21 protein-coding genes are annotated in these 21572 nt (G+C 39.7%); 13 read left to right on the forward strand and 8 right to left on the reverse strand.

Annotation, left to right across the window (positions count from 1 at the left end; translation table 11 throughout):
* Nucleotides 1-568: 568 nt before the first annotated feature.
* The 3 genes from J3P37_RS13305 to J3P37_RS13315 all read left to right on the forward strand — a co-directional run bounded on the left by J3P37_RS13305 (nucleotide 569) and on the right by J3P37_RS13315 (nucleotide 5429).
* Complete coding sequence (locus J3P37_RS13305; protein WP_256011747.1) at nucleotides 569-2887, forward strand: hypothetical protein; 2319 nt, start codon at nucleotides 569-571, stop codon at nucleotides 2885-2887.
* A gap of 89 nt (nucleotides 2888-2976) precedes the next feature.
* The gene (locus J3P37_RS13310) at nucleotides 2977-4170 is read left to right on the forward strand and encodes a sensor histidine kinase (RefSeq protein WP_256011750.1); all 1194 of its coding nucleotides are present in this window, start codon (nucleotides 2977-2979) and stop codon (nucleotides 4168-4170) included.
* Nucleotides 4171-4277: 107 nt separating this feature from the next.
* Nucleotides 4278-5429 (forward strand): sensor histidine kinase, encoded by a 1152-nt coding sequence (locus J3P37_RS13315; RefSeq protein WP_256011751.1) that lies wholly within the window; start codon nucleotides 4278-4280, stop codon nucleotides 5427-5429.
* 25 nt (nucleotides 5430-5454) lie between these two features.
* Here J3P37_RS13315 and J3P37_RS13320 read toward each other — a convergent pair whose 3' ends face one another.
* From J3P37_RS13320 to J3P37_RS13330, 3 genes are all read right to left on the reverse strand, one after another.
* Nucleotides 5455-5664 carry an ATP-binding protein gene (locus J3P37_RS13320; protein ID WP_256011752.1) on the reverse strand — a complete coding sequence of 70 codons (210 nt, stop codon included), beginning with the start codon at nucleotides 5662-5664 and terminating at the stop codon, nucleotides 5455-5457.
* A gap of 13 nt (nucleotides 5665-5677) precedes the next feature.
* On the reverse strand, nucleotides 5678-8071 hold the full coding sequence (locus tag J3P37_RS13325) for a glycoside hydrolase family 2 protein (protein WP_256011753.1): 2394 nt from the start codon (nucleotides 8069-8071) through the stop codon (nucleotides 5678-5680).
* 462 nt (nucleotides 8072-8533) lie between these two features.
* The gene (locus J3P37_RS13330) at nucleotides 8534-8824 is read right to left on the reverse strand and encodes an RpnC/YadD family protein (protein ID WP_256011754.1); all 291 of its coding nucleotides are present in this window, start codon (nucleotides 8822-8824) and stop codon (nucleotides 8534-8536) included.
* Between the two features lie 11 nt (nucleotides 8825-8835).
* Between J3P37_RS13330 and J3P37_RS13335 the strand changes: the two genes are divergently transcribed.
* Nucleotides 8836-9111, forward strand: coding sequence for a DUF4440 domain-containing protein (locus J3P37_RS13335; protein WP_256011755.1), 276 nt, complete (start codon nucleotides 8836-8838; stop codon nucleotides 9109-9111).
* A 179-nt stretch (nucleotides 9112-9290) separates the two neighbouring features.
* Here J3P37_RS13335 and J3P37_RS13340 read toward each other — a convergent pair whose 3' ends face one another.
* Together J3P37_RS13340 and J3P37_RS13345 are read right to left on the reverse strand one after the other, a co-directional pair.
* On the reverse strand, nucleotides 9291-10397 hold the full coding sequence (locus tag J3P37_RS13340; protein ID WP_256011757.1) for an AAA family ATPase: 1107 nt from the start codon (nucleotides 10395-10397) through the stop codon (nucleotides 9291-9293).
* Nucleotides 10381-11091: an RNA ligase family protein gene (locus J3P37_RS13345; RefSeq protein ID WP_256011759.1), complete on the reverse strand. Its 711-nt coding sequence runs from the start codon at nucleotides 11089-11091 to the stop codon at nucleotides 10381-10383. The genes J3P37_RS13340 and J3P37_RS13345 overlap by 17 nt, the downstream gene beginning before the upstream one ends.
* A 221-nt stretch (nucleotides 11092-11312) precedes the next feature.
* Between J3P37_RS13345 and J3P37_RS13350 the strand changes: the two genes are divergently transcribed.
* A complete protein-coding gene (locus tag J3P37_RS13350) occupies nucleotides 11313-12197 on the forward strand; it encodes a DUF488 domain-containing protein (RefSeq protein WP_256011760.1) in 885 nt (294 codons plus the stop codon).
* A gap of 3 nt (nucleotides 12198-12200) precedes the next feature.
* Nucleotides 12201-13031 (forward strand): DUF8758 domain-containing protein, encoded by an 831-nt coding sequence (locus tag J3P37_RS13355; RefSeq protein ID WP_256011761.1) that lies wholly within the window; start codon nucleotides 12201-12203, stop codon nucleotides 13029-13031.
* On the opposite strand, the gene J3P37_RS13360 is transcribed toward J3P37_RS13355, so the two are convergent.
* Nucleotides 13017-13511: a M48 family metalloprotease gene (locus J3P37_RS13360; RefSeq protein ID WP_256011762.1), complete on the reverse strand. Its 495-nt coding sequence runs from the start codon at nucleotides 13509-13511 to the stop codon at nucleotides 13017-13019. The two genes, J3P37_RS13355 and J3P37_RS13360, sit on opposite strands and share 15 nt — an antisense overlap.
* A 124-nt stretch (nucleotides 13512-13635) precedes the next feature.
* Between J3P37_RS13360 and J3P37_RS13365 the strand changes: the two genes are divergently transcribed.
* Nucleotides 13636-14292 (forward strand): hypothetical protein, encoded by a 657-nt coding sequence (locus J3P37_RS13365; protein ID WP_256011763.1) that lies wholly within the window; start codon nucleotides 13636-13638, stop codon nucleotides 14290-14292.
* A 751-nt stretch (nucleotides 14293-15043) separates the two neighbouring features.
* Here J3P37_RS13365 and J3P37_RS13370 read toward each other — a convergent pair.
* Both J3P37_RS13370 and J3P37_RS13375 read right to left on the reverse strand, forming a co-directional pair.
* On the reverse strand, nucleotides 15044-15838 hold the full coding sequence (locus tag J3P37_RS13370; RefSeq protein WP_256011765.1) for an Rpn family recombination-promoting nuclease/putative transposase: 795 nt from the start codon (nucleotides 15836-15838) through the stop codon (nucleotides 15044-15046).
* Nucleotides 15810-16142 (reverse strand): DUF1963 domain-containing protein, encoded by a 333-nt coding sequence (locus tag J3P37_RS13375; RefSeq protein ID WP_256011766.1) that lies wholly within the window; start codon nucleotides 16140-16142, stop codon nucleotides 15810-15812. Before J3P37_RS13375 ends, J3P37_RS13370 begins: the two co-directional genes overlap by 29 nt.
* A gap of 566 nt (nucleotides 16143-16708) precedes the next feature.
* On the opposite strand from J3P37_RS13375, the gene J3P37_RS13380 reads away from it, so the two are divergent.
* The 6 genes from J3P37_RS13380 to J3P37_RS13405 all read left to right on the forward strand — a co-directional run bounded on the left by J3P37_RS13380 (nucleotide 16709) and on the right by J3P37_RS13405 (nucleotide 21550).
* Nucleotides 16709-17515 carry an SDR family oxidoreductase gene (locus tag J3P37_RS13380; protein ID WP_256011768.1) on the forward strand — a complete coding sequence of 269 codons (807 nt, stop codon included), beginning with the start codon at nucleotides 16709-16711 and terminating at the stop codon, nucleotides 17513-17515.
* Between the two features lie 73 nt (nucleotides 17516-17588).
* The gene (locus tag J3P37_RS13385; protein ID WP_256011769.1) at nucleotides 17589-18500 is read left to right on the forward strand and encodes a helix-turn-helix domain-containing protein; all 912 of its coding nucleotides are present in this window, start codon (nucleotides 17589-17591) and stop codon (nucleotides 18498-18500) included.
* Between the two features lie 132 nt (nucleotides 18501-18632).
* Nucleotides 18633-19211 carry a TetR/AcrR family transcriptional regulator gene (locus tag J3P37_RS13390; protein WP_256011771.1) on the forward strand — a complete coding sequence of 193 codons (579 nt, stop codon included), beginning with the start codon at nucleotides 18633-18635 and terminating at the stop codon, nucleotides 19209-19211.
* 35 nt (nucleotides 19212-19246) lie between these two features.
* Nucleotides 19247-19861 carry a GyrI-like domain-containing protein gene (locus J3P37_RS13395; RefSeq protein ID WP_256011772.1) on the forward strand — a complete coding sequence of 205 codons (615 nt, stop codon included), beginning with the start codon at nucleotides 19247-19249 and terminating at the stop codon, nucleotides 19859-19861.
* A 49-nt stretch (nucleotides 19862-19910) separates the two neighbouring features.
* Nucleotides 19911-20693 (forward strand): SDR family oxidoreductase, encoded by a 783-nt coding sequence (locus J3P37_RS13400; protein WP_256011773.1) that lies wholly within the window; start codon nucleotides 19911-19913, stop codon nucleotides 20691-20693.
* A gap of 80 nt (nucleotides 20694-20773) precedes the next feature.
* Nucleotides 20774-21550 carry an SDR family oxidoreductase gene (locus J3P37_RS13405; protein WP_256011774.1) on the forward strand — a complete coding sequence of 259 codons (777 nt, stop codon included), beginning with the start codon at nucleotides 20774-20776 and terminating at the stop codon, nucleotides 21548-21550.
* Nucleotides 21551-21572: the final 22 nt, after the last annotated feature.

A 21572-nucleotide genomic window follows, 5' to 3' on the forward strand; every position in this document is an offset into this window, starting at 1 on the left:
TGATGCCGTGCTCGGAAAGCAGCTGAACTGTACCATCAACTTAGATTAAGCAATCAAATGATTGAGTTTAGAGACATATTTATTGCAGCTACCTGTATGGTTCACGAACTTCCTATTGTTACCCTCAACAAAAAACATTTTAAGTGTATTGATGGATTGAAAATTCTGCGCTAAGATATTTAGTACCTGACTGCGTTTTAAAGAATGCGGCCTTCTTTCTTGCTCTGTGGGTGTCGGTAAAAAGGAGATATTCGGATGAGCTTAATTACAAGGAATACGAAGCTCAGGTACAAAAACTAATCGATAAGCATATTACCTCTGATGGGGATGTTCTTAGAATTAGGAATTTGGGAATGTTAGTACGTTTTATTTTACGCTGCCAATAGGATGTCCGTAGAAGGGCTGGTAGATACCCTGGTAGGATGGATCAAGCAACGATAACTTGTATCCGAACTATAATTGTTAAAATTTGTTGTCTAATAGCAAAGAGCTCTTTTCTATAAACTCAACAAGTATAGGTTGCTCTAGTTACCTTGCTTTACTTAAAATAAACAATATTAAGCTTTAAATGAAAACTGAAATTCTGGACTTGGGTCTTATAGACAAAAAGCTGATCCCAGCAAAATCAGAGCTATCTTTTCAGCCGTTTGTTGCTTTTTTACAAAGCCTAATTGACGATCAGCCACTAAAGGAGGACCTTTTCAGAAGTTTTATCTTAAAGTTTGAAAGAGCTTTTACGGGACGGGAGAGCATAACAATTGAAGAGACTGCGGAATTTGAAGAGCTCCTTGAAATGATTTATATGTTCGTAACTCCCATTATTTCCAAAGAAAGCAAACATGTGTGGGCGTTGAGTACCCCTGTTCCAGGAGAAATTTTTTATAGCACCGATGCTTTTTATAGTTTCTATATTGGTGATAACTCAAATGCGCCAATTGGCGATTTTGAAACCAAGAACATCCTGTCTGGTAAAGAAAAAGTTTTTTTTTACCAGCTAATTTTACGTAGATTCTATAATATTGATTCGAGTGTTTACACCGATAGCCACATTCAAGGTTTAAATCCAAAGGACAATAACCCTGTATTTTATAGAATTCACATTGATACACGCTTCCTAAATATTTCTTACTCCGGCGACCTCCCACAGTTAGATACACAATTAATAGAGACCTGGCTTCTTGATCCAAAGGGAGAGAAGTACCTTGAAAACTTATTACCTCTTTCGAATTTCCAGATTAAGGGTTTTTCCATTCTTGAATTTACCGATGTTACAGAAGAACATGCCATCGAAAACCTCAAGAATATCATTGTTGACCACAAAGAAGAAATTTTTAGCGAAGGAATAAATGAAACACTTCAATCATTGGTTGGAAAGAGAAATTTAAGATTTGGGATATTGCCTTTTATTAAACTAAACAATCGGACAATATATCTGAGCGAGAGCTCCACTAGTAGCATTCTTATGAACGCGGCGATTAAATACCGGGTTAAGCAAGATATTTATCACCAGCTGGTAGAACAGTTTGAGAATAATCCGGAAGCAATCCTTCATAATAATATTTCTTCGAGCCAATTTACTGAAGAACCTTTGATAAAAATTCTTAAGTATGCGGGAATAGAATCATTTGCCTTACTTGCTGTAGTGTTCCTAAAAAAAGTTGTTGGGGTACTGGAAGTGTATTCCCCAGATAAGGTATTTATTGACAAGCTTGTACTTTCTAAGCTACAAGGAGCAATGCCCTATATCGGACAGTTAGTTAAACATATTTCCGACAATTTCGCAAACTCAATTGAACAGGCAGTAAGTGATAATTTCACTTCAATTAAATCTCCCGTAAAATGGAAATTTAAAGAGGTGGTAGGCACATATTTGAACGCGCCTGATATTTCTACCGCTGAGATAGGCCGGGTAAAGTTCGAAAAACTCTACCCATTTTATGGCGCAATTGATATTAGGCAGTCGTCTATAGAAAGAAATAATGCCGTATTAGAAGATATTACAGATCAAATAGAGTTACTCACAAAGATATTGAATGATCCGCTAACATCTTTGAATGATCCCTTAGCTGAAGTTTTGCTGATGAATAAGCAAAAATGGTTAGGCTATTTTGACGACTTTAAAGAAACAGGTGATGAAATTACTTTCAATAGTGTAGTTCAGGAGGAGGTTGAGCCCTTTCTTATAGAGGCTGCAGAAGCTTCCCTTGAGGCTAATGAATTGATAAAACCCTATCTACAGTCTATCTCGGAAACTGAAGGAGCGTTCCACAAACACCGCAGGGAACTTGAATCATCCATGCATATAATAAATAGTAGTATTAATCAGCATCTCACGACCTACCAGAAAGAGCTTCAAAATTTCTTTCCTCATTACTTTGACAGGTTTAGAACAGATGGAGTAGAATATGACATTTATTTAGGGCAATCTATTGCACCCTACAGAACCTTTAGCATGGAACATGTGAAACATATGCGGTTGTGGCAGCTAAAAAGCATGGCTGAGATCGGGTTAATTACCCGGAACCTTCGATCTAAAATGTTAAAAGATCTGCAAACAACCCAGCTTATCTTTATTCATTCATCGCCTATTACTATCGGGTTTCGCAATGACGAAAAACGTTTCGATGTAGAAGGTGGATCAAGTATCCGCTACGAAGTAGTGAAAAAACGAATTGATAAAGTTCTCATAAAAAGCACTCACGAACGTTTAACTCAGCCTGATAAAATTGCCATGGTATATTTCAGTCAATCTGAAGAAAATGAATACCTCGAATATATTTTGATACTTCAGCAGCAGGGGCTTTTGAAAGATGAACTGGAGTTTTTAGAGTTGGAAGACTTGCAAGGGGTCCATGGATTGAAAGCTCTCAGGGTGAGGATCAATTAAAGAGCAAATTGAAAGGAGAATACGGATAGACCCGGGACTTTACGCAATTTCATAGAATAATCTCTACAAAGCTTTATCTTAGCAACGATATGGAAGAGGAAGACAAGGATTTAAATAATTTTCAGGAAACAATAACGGCGCTAAAAACTGAAAACTCTTCGTTAAGGAAAGAGATACAGCAACTTCAATCTGCTATAAATCCTGCCGCAGATCAACAAGCGTACGAAGAAAGCCAGGTCCGTTTTAGAACTATCTTCGAATTATCGACTTTAGGAAATAAGGTTATCGCCTCCGATTTGAAGATCATACAAGTTAATCCGGCGATGGTCTCTCTTTTGGGATATAACAGTAAAGACGATATTATTGGTACTCGTATCCTTGATTATTCGCCTGAAAGCTACCACGAACACTGGAGGAATCTTCAGCAGCAATTATGGGAGAAATCCACACCTTCTTTCAGCTTAGAAACTGTACTCATTAAAAAAGATGGCTCAGAGATCTGGGTAAGCGTTACATCTATCTTATTTCCTGATAACGGTGAAACTTTAGGATATACTATCATTGAGGACATCACCGAAAAACATGCCTTGAAACTTCATAAGGAAGAATTTATAAGCATAGCAAGTCATGAGCTTAAAACGCCGATTACCAGCTTAAAAGCTGTACTACAGTTATTAAACAGGATGTTTAAGAAGGAATCGGCTATTACTGAAAAAATGGCTACCCTGGCCAATGAAGCGCAACTGTACACTTCAAAAGTAATTCACCTGATTGAAGATCTGTTAAATACTTCCAAATTTGAACGGGGCGAGCTATCTATCCATAAAAGGAGATTTCCTCTTTCAGATGTTATCGAAGGCTGTTGCAATCATGTAAAATTGGATAGAAAGCATTATGTAACCCACTTAGGCGATCTGTCTACCGTAGTATATGCCGATCGCCACAAAATCGACCAGATACTAGTAAACTTCGTTAACAATGCCGTTAAATACGCATCCGAGTCAGAGGAAATCTCAATTATTGTAGAACGCCTTGCTAACAGCACGAAAATATCTGTTAAGGATAGAGGAAAAGGAATTCCAGCCGAAGACTTACCTCACCTTTTTGACCGTTATTATCAGGTAGTGAAAGGGGAGAAACAAAGTTCGGGTTTAGGCCTGGGTCTTTATATTTCTAAGGAGATCATTAAAAGCCATGGCGGGGAAATTGGAGTTGAAAGCAAGCTGGGCGAGGGGACAACCTTTTGGTTTACATTGCCAGACGAACAAAAGGAACATGAGTAATGCAACTCGTAAAACAAAAATCGCTGTACCTGCTTATATAACAGAGTACTATTCTTATCACCGGATAAATAAATGTATTATAGATCTTCGGGAATACCTCAACGCCCATGGATACTATACAATCATTAAAAAGGCAGATTCAACTCCTTCAATCAGAAGTTCAAGAGCTTAAAAAAAGTCAAAATTCTAATAAGGTTATTAGTCACAAACAATTAGGCTATAAAGACTCGCAAATACGTTTTCGAACTATATTCGAATGCTCTCGCCTTGCTAATAAGGTAATATCCTCGGACTTTAAAATCTTGGAAGTAAATCCTGCTTTTGTGAACTTATTAGGATATTCAAAAGCAGAGCTACTAGGCAATAAAATCCTTGATTACTCTCCAGCTGAACATCAGGCTGACTGGCAACTACTGCAGGAAAAGCTTTGGAACGGGTCTACCCCGGCATTTAATTTAGAAACTTGTTTAAAAAAGAAAGATGGCTCTCTTATCTGGTGTAATATAAACTCTATTTTATTTGAGGATAACGGGCAAACTTTAGGCTACACAATACTAGAAGATATCTCTATAAAAAGGGAGATGAGGCTTTATAGAGATGATTTTTTAAATCTGGCCAGTCACGAATTAAAAACTCCTGTTACAAGCCTTAAGGCTGTTGTTCAGGTAATGAACCGAATGATTGATAAACATACAGATATTCCTCAAAAAATCGTTCAACTGGCCATTGATGCTGATCGATATATCATAAAGTTAACCCATTTAATAAATGATCTTTTAAATTCAACCAAGGTAAGCGGAGACAACTTAACTTTAAATAAAACGAGCTTTACAGTCGGTCAACTTATAGAAGACTGTTGTAAACATATTACTTTAAAAGGGACACATCACGTGGACTGTTTCGGAGACTTATCAACGCCTCTGTTTGCTGACAAGCAAAAGATTGATCAGGTATTGGTTAATCTGATTAATAACGCCGTAAAATACGCTCCGGACGATTTAGCAATCGACGTTCAAGTCGAAGATCTGAACGATAGTCTTAAGATTTCAATATCTGATAGAGGTTGCGGGATCTCTCCGGAGCACGTCCCCTATCTATTTGAAAAATATTACCGAGTCAATAAGAGCGGAAATCAGGGTTCTGGGATCGGATTGGGTCTTTATATTTGTGCTGAGATTATAAAAAGTCATAAAGGAGTAATAGGTGTAGAGAGTACCTTGAATGAAGGAACTACATTTTGGTTTACCTTACCTAAATAAATATATTGGTTCACCATTAAAATTACTAAAGTGGCAAACTAAAATAAAACGTTGAACCTTTACCCACCTCACTCTCTACCCAAATCTCTCCGTAATGCCCGCGAATAATTTCTGCACTTAAGTATAAACCTATACCAAATCCAGCAATGTGCTGGGTTTGATTACTCTCCACCCGATAGTACCGATCAAAAACCCTTTGTTTGTCTCCTACAGATAAACCTATCCCGGATACCATGCAGGAAAGGATCTTAGTTCACGCTGATTTTTAAACCACCAGAGTTTAGCCCTTTTGATTTAACTTTTAAGGATACACTTCCTTTTTTATACCCGGATCTGAGTATAACCATCGCCCTGCCGTTAAATAATTTGGGTTGTAGAGAATTGAAACTTTCCATGTCATTTGGTGCGGCGTTACCCGAAGCAACGATCCGACCTGCCTTTCCAGTCAATGAGATGTCAACTTTTCTACCTGACTCCATAACAACTTTACCATTCTGATCTACAAGTTCAATCAGCACATATGAAAGCGACTGCCCATTCGCCGACAGATCTTTGCGGTCGGCCGATAATCTCAACATTCTTTTCGTTCCTGGTGTAGACAGTATAATGGAATCGCCTGCTACACCATTAATATCTTCAACTGCTTTAAGCGTTCCCGGATGATAAGGGATTTTGAAGGTAGTTTTGTAAATACTGTCTGTTTTTTGTTCAGCCAGAAATTTACCATTAAGAAAAAGCTTGATTTTTGGTGCTCTGGAATAGACGTTTACAGAAACCTCTTTATCGATTTGTTCCGGAAAATTCCATTGCAGGGTTTCCTCTGGCCAGCCCCAGAAGCTAACTTTTCTAATCTTTCCTGGTTTGGCCGGCAATTCTACTGCCATAGTAATGTTTCGCTGTTTCCAAACAACATCCCGATAGTAGGACTGAGGCTTTTTAATACCCAGCAAATCAATGTCTCCACACCAGGCATTGTACCATGGCCAATCCTGAAAAAAGTGTAGGTTTTCAGAGGGATCAACTTCAATGGAGCTACCCAGACCTGATTCACCCAAATAGTCCATTGCCGTCCAGATGAAATCCCCTATTACATAAGGTAATTTTTCTACTTTATTCCAATTAGCTGCGGCTTCGGTGGCTACACTTTCAGTGCCTAGCATGATTCGGTTGGGAAATCTGGCGTGATCACGCTCATACAGTGACCACATGTAATTATAGCCAGCTACGTCCAGGGAACGAAACGCATTGTCGATCGGGACTCTGTTCTTGCGTTCTTTATCCCACTGGTTGTTTACCCCAGCGGTGATGGCCCTCGTTGTATCGTATTTTAGCACTTCCTTTCTCAGGTAGGCTGCGATTTCCATACCTCTGTCAGTTAGCCTTTCATAAATTTCATTACCAATACTCCACATAATGACCGACGGTTTATTGCGATCTCTTAGCACCAGCGATCTGATATCTCTTGCACTCCATTCTTTAAAATACTGATGATAATCATCGGGGTTTTTCTTTTTCTCCCATTGATCAAAAGCTTCATTTATTACCAGCATTCCGAGGCGATCGCAGGCTTGCATAAAACTTTCTGACATGGGATTATGTGATCGAACAGCTATGAATCCATTGGCTTTTAGAAGCTCAATCTTTCTTTTTTCAGCCCGGTCATATGCTGCTGCACCGAGCAGGCCATTATCGTGATGGATGCATCCCCCTTTCAGATCCAGAGACTGACCATTGATCTGGAACCCTTTGTCAACGGAAAAAGCAATAGTACGAATGCCAAAAGGTAAGGTAACGATATCCTGAACACCGTTTTTATTGCTCAATGTCAACTTTAAGGTATAAAGGGCCGGACTTGTCACATTCCATAGTTTGGGACTAGTTACCATGAAATCAAAAGCCATTGCTGCGGTATCATTTGCCGCGTAAGGAACAGGTCTGTGTTCCTTACCAACAATTTCTCCTCCGGGACTGATAAGCACTGCATCAACTACCAGATTTTTATCAGACTTCCTTTGGATCACCGTTGTGCTTATGTTCAGCTTTGCTTTGTCTTCATGTATGGAGGTAGTCTGGACAGAACTAAGCCAGTCATCTATATACGAGTGACCAGTCTTGATCAGATAAATGTGCCTGTAAATGCCCGATCCGGCATACCACCTTGAATTTTTTCCTTTATTAACTACTCTTATTGCAATTACATTTTTTTTCCCGGGCGCATTACAATATGGCGTAATGTCAAAGCGGAAGGTGCTGTAACCATACATGTTCTCCCATGCTTTCTTTCCGTTTATCCATATTTCTGATTGGTTGTATATACCCTCAAAATACAATTCATGTCTTTTCCCAGCGTCGGCCGAAGCTATCGTAAATGTTTTTCGATACCATCCTTCCCCTCCCAGTGTCTGGCCTGTTGCAGCTCCACCCGGGCTTTCCTTGCTGAATGGACCTATCGTTTTACCAGGAACTTGATTTTTGAGTGGCTCAATGCTCCAATCGTGAGGAAGATCCACTGAGCGCCAGTAACGGTCATCAAATTCATACGTTTTCGCCTGTTCTGCAACACCCAGATAAAACTTCCACCCACTGTCAAAAAGTTGTTTCCTGTCATCTGCATGCGTAAATGCAGGGATTGACAGCAACATAATAAATAGAAATAGTGTAGAAATAAAAGAAGTTTGAACTGTATGTTTCGTGGGAAGTGATTTAAACATGAAGATTTCTGAATAAACGGTAAAAACAAAAGTACGAATAACTACTAAATACAGTACACAAGATTCACGAGTTGACAAGTTTCACTGGCATCTTACAGACTAGCCAGCCGGGAGGTTAGAAATTCAGAAATATCCAAAGCTGGCGTTCCATAAGTTGACGCTTCCTTTCTTCAATGAAATCTATTTGAGCCAGAGGGTAAAGATACCGGCCGTCTTTATTCTTCGGATAGGGGACTCCCCCTTTGGGAAACAGAATTAATGTCGAAATTTGCTTTTTCTTATAGTAAGGGCTCTTGTGATGGCAATGCTTTTATCGTCACTGTTCTGCGGGCAGTCTTTTCAATATTCGCAAAATGGCCAGGTGTAACTCATCGGATGAGCAGTCCCGGAGTCCTATAACCCTTCTATTTCTTCAGCTGAAAGTTTAGTAAATTTCACGATCTGTGCAACAGGTAATCCATCTCTTTTCATTTCGGCAGCGATTTCAATGGCCTTCTCTAATTCACCTTCTAACTTACCTTCCAACTTACCTTCTTCTCTTTCTTGCTTTTTGATAACTTCTATGATTCCCATGGTGATTTTTCCTCCTGTTATTTGCTGGTTCTCCTGATCAAAAATACGACTAATTTCCTCATTTGTAATGTACCAACGACCATTTTCCTTATTGCAAATAAGCAATGACAAACAATATAGATATGGATAAGATCCTAACAGAACACGACATCCTCGAACAGGAAAATAAACTCTACAGCGCAATCAAACAAGGCGATGTATCCTTGCTTGATGAATTATTGCATGATGATCTTTTGTTCATCCTTCCAGGCGGAGAAGTAAATACTAAAGAGATCGATCTGGATACCTATCGTGGTGGAGCATTGAAGGTTGACGAACTTCTTCCCAAAATTGAAAACCTGAACATCATCGATGATGGCGGTTGTTACTCTGACAATGAAATTGACGGGAAAGTTTGATAATATGCCATTTGAAGGTCACTACCGATACATCCGGTTTTGGAAGAAATTCGATAAAGGCATTAAAGTGGTAGGTGGAAGCGGAATAGCTATCTAACCGGTGATGAGCTGGAAATATTTATACTAACTGAAGGATGCCAAAAGGAGCTGCGAACAACGCAGCTCCCTTAAATTATCCGTCAACTGATAGAATATTCAACCTTGTGCGCCTCCCAGGCTGCGGGAACCTCCAATTTATCAATTAAACGTTCCATAACATTGCCCGGCACCATCGCTTCACGTTTAGTGTTCTGTTGTTTAAGAACTAAATACGGAGCTTCGATATACACTATTCGGACACTTGCGCCATAAGACGTGAAAAGTTCAATCAGCTGAGAACGCATTTGAGCGGTAATGTTTGTCGCGTTCCACACAAAGCCCTTTTTCTTTCTTAGCATAACCTTAGCTTTTTCTTTAGCCTCCTGAATCACTTTGCCATTTGCCTTTTTATCCGTTGGCGAAATCCGTTTTTCCCGACGAATATCATCCAGCGAAATCACCGGAATATCAGTGAATTGCGTCTTTATATAAGTATCTTTTCCGGCTCCCGGCAAACCTGCCAGTAATATCACTTCAGCTTCCGGCTCCTGGTACGGGACATAGTCTGCTGAACTGTTCTCTTTTTGCAAGTAGTACATCCGGGCATGAGCAGACTTGAAATCCCTTCGGGTTCCCCAACAGTTATTATCGCGGCAAAACTCTTCAAAGCAGTCAATTCGGTACAATAAATCATCCTTATCCTGGCAGATCCGACCAAGGGCGTCAGCTTTAGCAAGTAGTGTTAGCCATTCCATATTCACCTCGTAACTTGCCTTAATCAAGGTTTTCAACGGATCTGGTTTTTCAAGCAGCCATAAGGGCAAGCCATGGTAACGCACCAAAGCCACAATCTGCTCTCTTGTCCAAAACGGCGTGGAAACTTCACGGTAAAGGATTTGCCGCGATTTCATTGCCCCTTTCCTTGCATGCCCATGAGCGGTGATGCTGCCATCAGCTTCTGTCACAGTTGTACTGTATTTTTCATTATCGTGAAGCAAAGCAGCAGCCCATAAAATCTCCTGATCCAAGGCTTCCAGTTTCTGATAAGCCGGAAATGCTTCCAGAGCTTCTAAAACCATTCGGGTGTGGATCGCAACATTTCCCTCAGCATGATGACGAGGATCCTGTGGCACCCTTTCCATCCGCTTAACCCAGTCAAAATTTTCACATAGGAAATCCCAGTCTTTATTTTTAGTGATAGTCCACATAATTACCTCCTTCCTGTTTTAAACCCGCTCGCTTCCAGCTTCTGGTCCAATGCTCGTCTGTTTTAACATGACCTTTACGGACGTACTTAAATACATTATTTGAAAACTGATCTACCGGATAGCCCGATCTATTACGACTTACAATTCCTTCTATGGTAGTCGGTTTTTGCGTATGAGTATCAAAAGGCTCGAATGTTCCCCTGCCTGAAGCAAGGTGAAGCACTTCCTGCTCAAATTCCTTTTTATCCGATAAATTTCTGTTCAGCTTCAGTTCCGGTACAGTTGGAAGATCGAGCATGGCCGCGTAAAACTTTGTTTCTTCCCAACTTAACCATTGATCATTTTGCCTTACTGCAAATACATAGAAATGATGATCTATATTTCTGTACTCAATGGAGTGTATCGCATATAAGTTTTCCAGAAAGATCTCCAGCGGGCCCAGATCATTTTTTATTAGTTGCCAGAATCGCCGTAGACTTTCGGTCCAGGGAGAAACTGCAGGTGCCGCATGAGAACGGGCAAACACGCCCAACCTGGAGAGACAATTGTTTTCACCGTCGAGTTTCTCGGTATGCACCAATTCGGGAATGTCATTTAGAAGATCCCAATAATTATGTTGTATCCTGTCGTCGCTGGTAGTGCCCGGCGAAAAAGGATAATGATATGTCCTGCCATATTTTGTTGAAATAGCCATGATTTTAAGATTAAATAAAACAATAAAAGTCACCTCTTCCCCGGAGAGAGGAAGTCATTCTTTAAACAGAATGTATATATGACATTACATGGCTCAAATGATATGAGGGTTTTGAAAGGGGCAAAAGTAAGGAAAAAGATAGAAAGTGGAAGGGATGGATTGCCTGGGTTTGCCAGGTCTAGATCATAAAACTTTTATTTTCTAAGTTGTAACTTTGTTAGATGTTTTATAGAAGGAAGATAATACTCGCCTTACTTGAAGTTTTTGACGGGAAATTAGAAAAACTCCGCTTGCAAAAATTACTGTTTTTACTTAGTAAAAGACAGTTAAAGCCCGATTATGAATTTGTTCCGTATAAATATGGCTGTTATTCCTTTTCAGCAAGTGCCGATTTAACGACAATGGTCGCTAAAGGCTTGCTATCTGATAGTTCTGCAGGTTGGGTTAAATCAGACCCATTGAGTTACATTAAAGGTTTAAAGGAATCGGACAGAAAGCTTGTTCAAGAAATTAAAAAACTTTACGGGAATCTCGACGGCAATGAGTTGATGAAACATACTTACATCAATTTTCCTTTTTACGCGATAAACAGTATTAAAGCTTCCGAGCTTCTTGCGGAAGAACAGCTAAATAAAATTAAACAACTAAAAACACACGTTGGTAAGAATGCTCTTTTTACAATAGGCTATGAAGGGATTTCATTAGAAGAGTATTTAAATAAGCTCGTCAAAAACAATGTCGAACTTCTGGTTGATGTGAGGAAAAATCCATTGAGCATGAAGTATGGCTTTTCTAAATCCCTGCTCAAAAAGTTTTGTGAGAATCTCGGCATAAAATATATTCATTTCCCGGAGGTTGGAATAGCTTCAGACAAAAGACAGGAGTTGAATGATCAAAGCGATTACGACGAGTTGTTTAAAATATATAAGATTGATACCCTTGCAAATACACATGAGGCGCAGATTAAAATATTGCAACTGTTAAAATCTTACAAGAGGATAGCCTTAACATGCTTCGAAGCAAATATATGTCAATGTCACAGAAAGCCACTTGCGGAATCTATTGCTTCATTACCTGATTTCAATTTTGAGTTAATTCATATATAATAAATGGCTCTCACCAAAGTATTAATTGCTGTCAAGACATATCCGACATTATCTACTAAATATGATGAATTAGTTTGTACCGCGGAATTCAGGGAAGATGGTACCTGGATACGCATCTATCCGGTATCGTTCCGGAAGAAGAGCTATGATCAGCAGTATAAAAAATACGATTGGATAGAGCTGGATTTGGTAAAAAATACATCAGACTTTAGGCCAGAAAGCTATCGTCCATATTCGCATGACGCAGAAATAAAGATCCTGGATCATATAGACACAGAGGCCAATTGGACAGAGAGAAAAAAGTTTGTCTTGGGTAAAATATATTATAATCTTACTGAATTAATCGCCGAAGCAAAAGACAAAAACGTCAGAACGTCGTTGGCTGTTTTTAAACCCACCATCGTAAAAGACTTCAAGATAGAAGAGGTGGACAGGGAATGGGATAAAGATAAATTGGCAAAATTGCGGCAGATGAATATTTTTCAAACTGCTGATGAAAGTAAATTCGAAGTCGTCCGAAAGCTGCCATACAAATTTTCATATGTTATCGAAGATAATCAAGGACGGGAAAGTACGATGATGATTGAAGACTGGGAGATTGGTCAGTTGTTTTGGAGATGTCTAGCTAAATACGAGGGGGATGAGAGCAGAGCCTGCGAAGACGTGCGAAAAAAATATATGGAAGATTTTGCAGGTACTAAAGACCTGCATCTATTTTTAGGAACAACGCAAATTCATCACCACGTTTCGCACAATCCATTTATGATTATTGGCACATTCTATCCAAAATTTGAAGAACCTGAGGTGCCTGATTCTCAATTAAGTCTTTTTTAGAAACAGTAAGAGTAATTCCCAGCGTGTTTGGAGCCGTAATATTCTTGTTGAGCACCAAGGGATGCTTAAATAGAAAGTGGCTTCTGCCATTGCCTCTTCTACAACGTCAGAGTACAGCACGATATAATTATCTCCAGCAAAGCGCATCGCGAAGGCATTTAAAACCCCGCCTCTTTGCAGAATATAAACCTCTGGAATATGTTTTAAGCCGAGTAATGAACATTGTTTTGCCACTACGTCATAGACCTCTGGGAACTGTCGTTCAGAGACTTTCACTGCATTTCCCTTCAAAAAGCCGGTTAAAATGCCCGCACTAAAGAACAGGTATAGAATAATTAAGACCACATAAAACATCAGCGGCAAAAATGTGACAGCTGAAGCACTGTTACTAAAACCTACGCTGAGCAGCCAATAAATACCTGCACAACCGACAAGAGCGGCAATTAACTTAAATACAAAGTTATTTTTGTCCGTTAACATTTTGGCGATTGAAGGGTGTAGTCACGTTACAGCCAAGGGGTAATGGGTTTTAATTCGTTCGTAAATCCGAAGAATTTATATATTTTTAGGGTATAATTTCTTACATCAAATTAAAATAATTAGCATGAAAAAATCCTACCTTATCATTTTTGTGGCAGTTTTATCTGCATTTGCTTCCTGTAAAAAGGATGATGAAACTGAAAAAATATCAGACAGTTATTACCCTGTCAGCAAAGGTACTGAACGCACTTATAAACAAAGCAGCGGAGGAAGTTCTTCAATTTATATAGAAACCTTCACCGGTAACACTGTAACTTACAATCAGGAAACCTATTATGAAGCAGTTACCACAACGCCTAACAGCAATGAAATCGCTAAAGCTTACTATTTCGAAGGAAACGGGGTTTATAAATTAAGGGCCACCACATATGTTAACGGAATAGACGTGCAGTTTACTTACCTAAATGAAAGATCAGATGTAGGTAGTACCTGGACATCGAATATCACAGCTTCGGGACAGATAAACGGCGTGCCAGCCCGTATGGTTGGTGAAATTAAAGAAAAAAATATCAGTAAGCAGGTTCTTGGGAAAACGTATGACGATGTAATTCATTCCACCGTTCAATTGCAATACAATACTGGAAATGGATTTGAAACGGCATCAACTTACGAATTTTATACTGCCAGAGGAATTGGTGTAATTGAAGTTGATACAAAGATTGATTATTTCGGGCTGAAACTTGACTCAAAAACTGAGCTGCAAAATTATACTATTAAGTAGTAAGGGATTATATATCCGTGATAGACAAGAAAGCTAGGATACCTGCCTAGCACCGTTAAATCGAACAGTGACATCGTCGAGAGGTTGATGTCATTGTTCAATCAGTACAGGAGACAATATTGGAGGCGACTGTCGGTATCCGTTTCAAGAAGTACAAACTCTTATTTATTAAATCCGGAAGATGGATCCATTCTTAAGAATACCGGCAGTCAGGTAGATATCCTTTTAGAACCTTACAGTGCCCTGTTTTTATATACCCAGTTCGCGATTCGCGAATCGCGAATTGAAAATATTTAAAGGATGTTAATGCTAATTTATATGCCTAACAAAACGTCAACAAATAACCAATGGCAAAACACCATTAATGAGCATACTTTAAATATTTATGCCGAGCAAGAGCTCGATGAATCAACATCTATAATAAGCGGCCAGAGATAGGAAGTTACTCTCTGAACAACGATAACACCAGTTTACACACCCAATTTGAAAATATCTCAGGGTCAGTTGAAATAAGACGCTTAACTTCTAACGAACTATTGTTAGTTCAAGAATGGTCTTATCCTTCTCCCTCCACTGAAGCGATTACGAACTTGCTGTTACTCACAAAGTTCTAATTGTTTATCTAAATAAATAATTTTTTATACCTATCTTTGCTACGGAGGCTTTGTCAGAAATGTCATTGCCTTTTCTTTTTCATACGATTGCGATACTCCATATAGTATACTCTTGATCTTCGCCTACATCTCAAGAATTACAACCCTTCAACTTCTTCAGTTGAAAGGCCGGTAGCTTTTGCTATATCAGCAACTGGGATGTCCAGTTGTTTTAAATTACGTGCAATGGAAAGCTTTTCCCCTTTTGCTTTAGCCTCTGCCTGTTCAGCTCTGGACAAGGCCTCTTTTATTTCCATCGCCGCTTTAGCTCTTTCTTTCTCAACTGCCGTTTCCACCGCAAAATCCAGCTGATTTTGCCTGTCCCATTTGTCTTTTAAACTAGTTTCGTATGCCATGCGTTCCTCCTTTGTTAATGCTGCAACCTCTGCTATTTTAAATAATCTTTTAAATATAGGCCTCTTTATAAACGTGGGGATATCCACAAATTTACTTAAATGCTTAATTACAAACAACCATTGCTCCAAACCGGTTTTGATATCTTCTTTTGCTTTGTCAAAAGCATCCAACTGAATATAGATAAACCCTAGTTTGTGATAAAATTCTTTTCCGGTTTCAATATCCATCAAACTTACCCGGCGGATGTATTGCCCGGGAAGGTTGTCCTCAAAGGAAAATCGGTCCATTACCGCTATCACATACAGCGGGGGCAACTCGTACTTCCATAAGTTGACGCCTCCCTTTGGAGCAAGGTCGCTGATAAAACGGGACGAATAATACAGGCAGCGATCTTTGAAGAATTTCTGATCGGTGCATTGTAATTCTACCAGGAAATAGTTCCCTTGATCGTCTACACAGGAGATCTTTAAAATCACCTTAGCAGTATTCTTATCTTCCCCCTGATGCTCATTCTTGAGAAAATGAAGGTACTTCACTGAAATTTATTTGAGCCAGGGGGTAAAGATACCGGCCGTCTTTATCTCTCGGATAGGGGAACCCCTTTGAGATACAGGGATAATGTCCAAATTTGCTTTGACTTATAGAAAGGGGGCCTTGTGATGGCGATGCTTTTATCGTTACCGTCTTGCGTGCAGTCTTTTCAATATTCGCAAAATGATCTGCAAAAGCGCGGGGCAAAAGAAGGCCAGAAGCGACTTCTACTTCTTCCAATGCGACTAATTCCTCAGACTTGCTTTTAGGTCGGTTATTACGGTTAAATAAATTCTTGAGGAATGACATTTTCTGCAGCTTTTAGATCGGCAATATAAATATTTGGTACTTGAATATTTACCGGACGTTTTGCTTCCTATTGTGACTATCATGTTATATATTACCCTGTGTTTTCGATGTTTTGTTTAACGAGAACTTAAAGCGGGGAAAACCATTGAAAAAGTATTTTTATCTATTAAACTAAAACAATGCCTCGAAAGTTTTGTCTGCTAGTCTGAAAAGCACATTTTCCTCATAGTAGAGTTGTCAGACTAGAAGACTTTGAATCTTCTAGCTATCGGTTCGATTCCGGCATTAGGTATTGTTCTAAATATGCATGCTTAGTGTATAACAGTACTTTAAACATTTTATGGTGATTTTTTTGATAAAAAATTGCCTTCCTCAGCTATTTAAACATTGTTCAAAGTATTCCTGCTGGTGGCTCGGTCTGATAAAGGGGGAAGAGGAGATTAACTTAGAACACTTGTTGCGGCTTCAAGTCCCAAACGCCATTATGGCTTAGTATATTTCGCTTTCGATTAATTCCAGCCTTTCCGCAAAGTACACCTTTGCATAGTTAAACTAAAACAAAGAATATGCAAAAGACAATTTTTATCACTGGGGCCTCATCAGGGCTGGGCAAGGCAACAGCTAAATTATTTCAGGCAAAAGGCTGGAGCGTGATCGCAACCATGCGAAATCCTGAAAAGGAAAACGAATTGAAGGAACTTCCAAATGTAACCTTAGTGAAATTGGATGTTACTGATGCTGCGGCAATTCAAAAAACAGTTTCGACTGTTTTACAATCCCATGCTGTGGATGTTGTGCTAAACAATGCGGGTTACGGTCTGATAGGTCCGTTGGAAGCTTTGAAAGATGAGCAAATTCTATCGCAGGTGCAGACCAATCTGTTTGGTGTGATCAATGTAACCAGAGCATTTCTTCCTTATTTTAGAGAAATGAGAAGTGGAAGTTTTATCAATATTACCAGCACATTTGGATTATTGGGCTATCCTACCTGTTCGATTTATAATGCGACCAAATTTGCTGTAGATGGTTTTTCAGAGGGGCTGGCTTACGAACTGGCACAATTTGGGATCAAAGTTAAAGTGGTGGCGCCGGGCGGAATGCAGACTGATTTTGCGGGAAGGTCTTTACAGGGTGGAATGCACGAAGCGTATTCTCAACTTGTAGCAAAAGTTGGTGAAGGCTATAGCGAGGAGCAGATTGCCAATTATTCAAAAGCCAACGACGTAGCCCAGATTATTTATGACGCAGCCACTGATGACAAAGAACAGCTCAGGTATATAGCAGGCAATGATGCTATCGGTCTATACAGGGAACGCCTGGAATTGACGCCCGAAGGACAATTCGAAAAAATACGTTCGCAATTTATATTTTAGATTCGTTGTTTCTGTCGGAGTTAATACCAATCTGGCAGAAACGACTTCTTTAGGGATTACTTAAATTTTTACTATGAAAAAACAGCCCGTCATATTCAGTTCGCTATCCCAGTTGCATAAGGCAATGGGGCAAGCTGCTCCGTCACATCCGCTGATCAGTATAATGAATTATGGAGATGCAAAGTTTGACCCAAAGGATTTTGAACAGGGTATTATACTAGACTTTTACAAGATATCATTCAAGACAAGCTTTTCCGGAACGCTGAAATATGGTCAGGGTTACTATGATTTTGAATCAGGTGGAATGTCATTCATAGCCCCCGGACAGCTATTGAAAATGCAGGACGAAGAAGCCGATTATAGTGGGATGACACTCCATATCCATCCCGATTTTTTCAGACATTATTCGTTAAATACACAGATCAAACAGTATGGTTTCTTTGGCTACTCAGCAGCCGAGGCTCTTTATCTTTCCGAAAAGGAAAAAGCAACCATTCTGAGTATTTACAGATTTATTCAGGAAGAGCTGAGCGAACGCATTGATAAATTCAGTCAGGATGTAATCATTTCACAAATTGAACTTTTGCTCAATTATTCCAACCGCTTTTATGATCGGCAGTTCCTGACCCGAAAGGCCGTAAATAATGATCTTCTTTCCAAATTGGAAGAACTGTTGGGAAACTATTTTACGAAGGATAAATTACTAGTTAATGGATTGCCTACCGTAAATTCATTGGCAGAAAATCTTAATGTTACGCCACGTTACCTGAGCGATCTGTTGCGGAATCTTATCGGGTTGAATACCCAGCAGTTCATCCACGAAAAAGTAATAGCACAGGCAAAGGAATACTTGGCAAAGGATGAACTGACCATTGCTGAAATTGCCTATCATTTGGGATTTGAACATCCCCAGTCCTTCAATAAACTCTTTAAAAGTAAAACTTCGTTCTCCCCTTCAGACTATAAGAAGAGTTTGCAAAATTAATTTATAAAATTGATCGCTTAGCTTGACAAAGGCATATTCAAAAGGATCAGCATTAGTTTTGGAGAAAATGATCTAAACCAGACAAATTCTGGAATGGATGTTTCAGATAGTTTTTATCTTTGTACCTGAATTATGGCGAGAAATGTTGAATTTGACGAACAGTTGGCAGTTTCCAAAGCAATGGATGTATTTTGGAAGAAAGGCTACAATGGCACCACCATGCGGGATCTGACCGAGGCTATGGGCATCAATAGCAGCAGCCTTTACAATACCATTGGCGACAAGCACGAACTTTTTATCCGCAGCATAAAGCATTATACCGAGACCAGAATGAAGGAAGCCTTAAAGCAACTGGAGCCTATCAAATCTCCACTAAAGGCTATCGAAAAGTTTATCCAATCCTCAGTTTATGTCATTACGAACGAACCCAACAGTTGTTTGGCCATTAAAACTACTTTTGAGGTAGCTGCTACCGACGAGCAGGTGCAAAAAATCATCAAGGCCGATAATGATTTTACCTATAATCTTTTGAACGGTTTGGTGGAAAAAGCAATTCAGAAAGGAGAAATAACGGTGAGCCAGGATTCGGCTATGCTAACGGACTATATCATCAATCATTTTAGTGGCTGGCACGAATTTTTTATAATCCACAAGGACAAAAATCGCATCAAGAATATGGCATCGTTCCTGATAAAACAAATTAACCAATAATTTTTGCCAAAATCTGAAACAAGCGTTTTAAAATTATGAATATACTAGATGAGTACAACGACTATTACGCGGCAAATGAAAAGCCAGAAGTAGTGGAAATAAGCGAAGCAAACTATGTTTCTATTCTTGGTGAAGGTAGTCCCGGAACTTCCCTTTTCTATAAAAAGAAAGCTGCTATTAAGGAATTTGTTGCTGTATTAGAGCGGCATTATGCTGCAATGGATTTGGCATTTTCGAGCAACGTGTTAGAAATATTCTACTGGTTTGATGAGGAAGAAGTGGGATATGTAGATATCGGTAATTTCTATACTACGGTAGATTTAGATCTGCTGAAGTACCGTATTGCAATCCGCATTCCAGACTTTGTAAAAGCTGAAGCCATTGAAGAGTTTGGGCAAACAAGCGATCTCCCTTTCGCAAAGGTCTTTGAACACTTTACGTACACGGCAGGAACTTGTGTACAGCTTTTGCATAAAGGACCTTTTGCCGGAGAATTGCAAACGCTGCCTATACTCCAAAAATTTGCTGCGGAGCATGGATTTAAAAAGTCCGGAATGCACCACGAAATCCACTTAACCCATTTTGAATTGGGACAAAGTCAGGCGCATCTGCAGACTATCTTACGTGACCCGGTAATAAAACAAGACTAAATTTTTTTAAATAAATCTGAAACAAATGTTTCAATAAACACAATCAACAATGGAGAAATCAAATAGAGAATTATCGGGCAAGATAGCCCTGGTTACGGGCGGGACAAAAGGGATTGGAAAAGCCATAGCAGATAAGTTGGCATCCAACGGGGCAACAGTTGTGGTAACGGCACGAAAACCACCCGAAGAAGAAAGCGGACACCATTTTATAGCGGCAGATCTGACCGACGGTAACGCTATAACTGAGCTGACAGGAAAAATAATTGAAAAATACGGAACGTTAGATATCCTGATCAATAATGTGGGCGGTACTGCCTCTCCGGCAGGAGGTTTCCAGATGCTCAGCGACGATGATTGGAACAGAGATATTGAACTCAATCTTTTGGCTTCTATTAGGCTCGATAAGGCTATGGTTCCAAAGATGATCGAAAAGAACTCGGGAGTGGTGATCCATGTTTCCTCATTGAACGGCAAGATACCCTTGTACCAGTCCAATTTCTCTTATGGTGTAATGAAATCGGCTTTAAACGCATACAGTAAAACTCTTGCCAATGAAGTTGCAAAAAACGGTGTTCGGGTAAATGCGGTCTCCCCGGGCATGGTCAAAACAACAGCTATGGAAACTTTTTTGGAAAGCTATGCACAGAGCATTAACAAAACCGTATCAGAAGCTTCACAGCAGCTTATGGATAGCCTAGGCGGTGTGCCGATGAACCGTTTGGCCGAGCCTGAAGAAATTGCCAATATGGTGGCTTTTTTGGTGTCGGATGGTGCCAGTTACATCACGGGAGCCAATATGCTTGTTGATGGGGGTACATTTCCGGCTGTTTAATCACCGGTTAGTTTAAGTGTGGTACAATAATAAGATCGGGAACATTGGTTTTGATGGATCATTCAATTTAAAAAGATAAAATGGAAAAAGAACTTATAGGCAAAGTAGCCTTGGTAACAGGAGGTACAAAAGGCATAGGCAGGGCAATCGCCGAAAGGTTGTCGCAAGCTGGAGCAATTGTCGTCGTAACGGCGAGAAGCCGCCCTATAGAAACGCAAACAAAACATCATTTTATTGCCGCTGATCTTACTATTTCCAGTGAAACCGATAAGGTGGTTAATGAGGTCAATGAAAAATTCGGATCAATTGATATTCTAGTCAATAACATGGGTGGTTCGGCCAGTCCCTCGGGTGGATTTGCAGCACTTACCGATGAACATTGGGAAAATGACCTGCAATTAAACCTTCAATCTGCCGTACGCATAGACAGGGCAATATTGCCGCAAATGGTGGAAAAGAAAAGCGGTGTCATCATTCATATTTCTTCAATCACAGGCACTCTTCCCGTATATCAATCGTTGGGCGGTTATGCCGTAGCCAAAGCTGCCCTCAATAATTACAGCAAAAGTTTGTCGAAAGAATTTAGCCCAAAAGGGATCAGGGTGGCTACGGTCTCTCCGGGAATGGTACAGACAGATACAATGGATGCCTACGTGCAATCACTGGCCGATACATCGGGTTTGAGCATTGAACAGGTAACACAAAATTTGATGGATAGCCTCGGCGGAATACCATTGGGAAGGATGGCTCTGCCGGAGGAAATAGCAGAACTGGTTGTCTTTTTGGTATCTCCAAGAGCATCCTATATCACAGGGGTAAATTATATTATTGACGGAGGATCAAATCCATCTTTATAGTATTTAACCCCTAAATAATTTA

This window comes from Desertivirga xinjiangensis, from assembly GCF_024436435.1.
In the GTDB taxonomy this organism is placed as follows: domain Bacteria; phylum Bacteroidota; class Bacteroidia; order Sphingobacteriales; family Sphingobacteriaceae; genus Desertivirga; species Desertivirga xinjiangensis.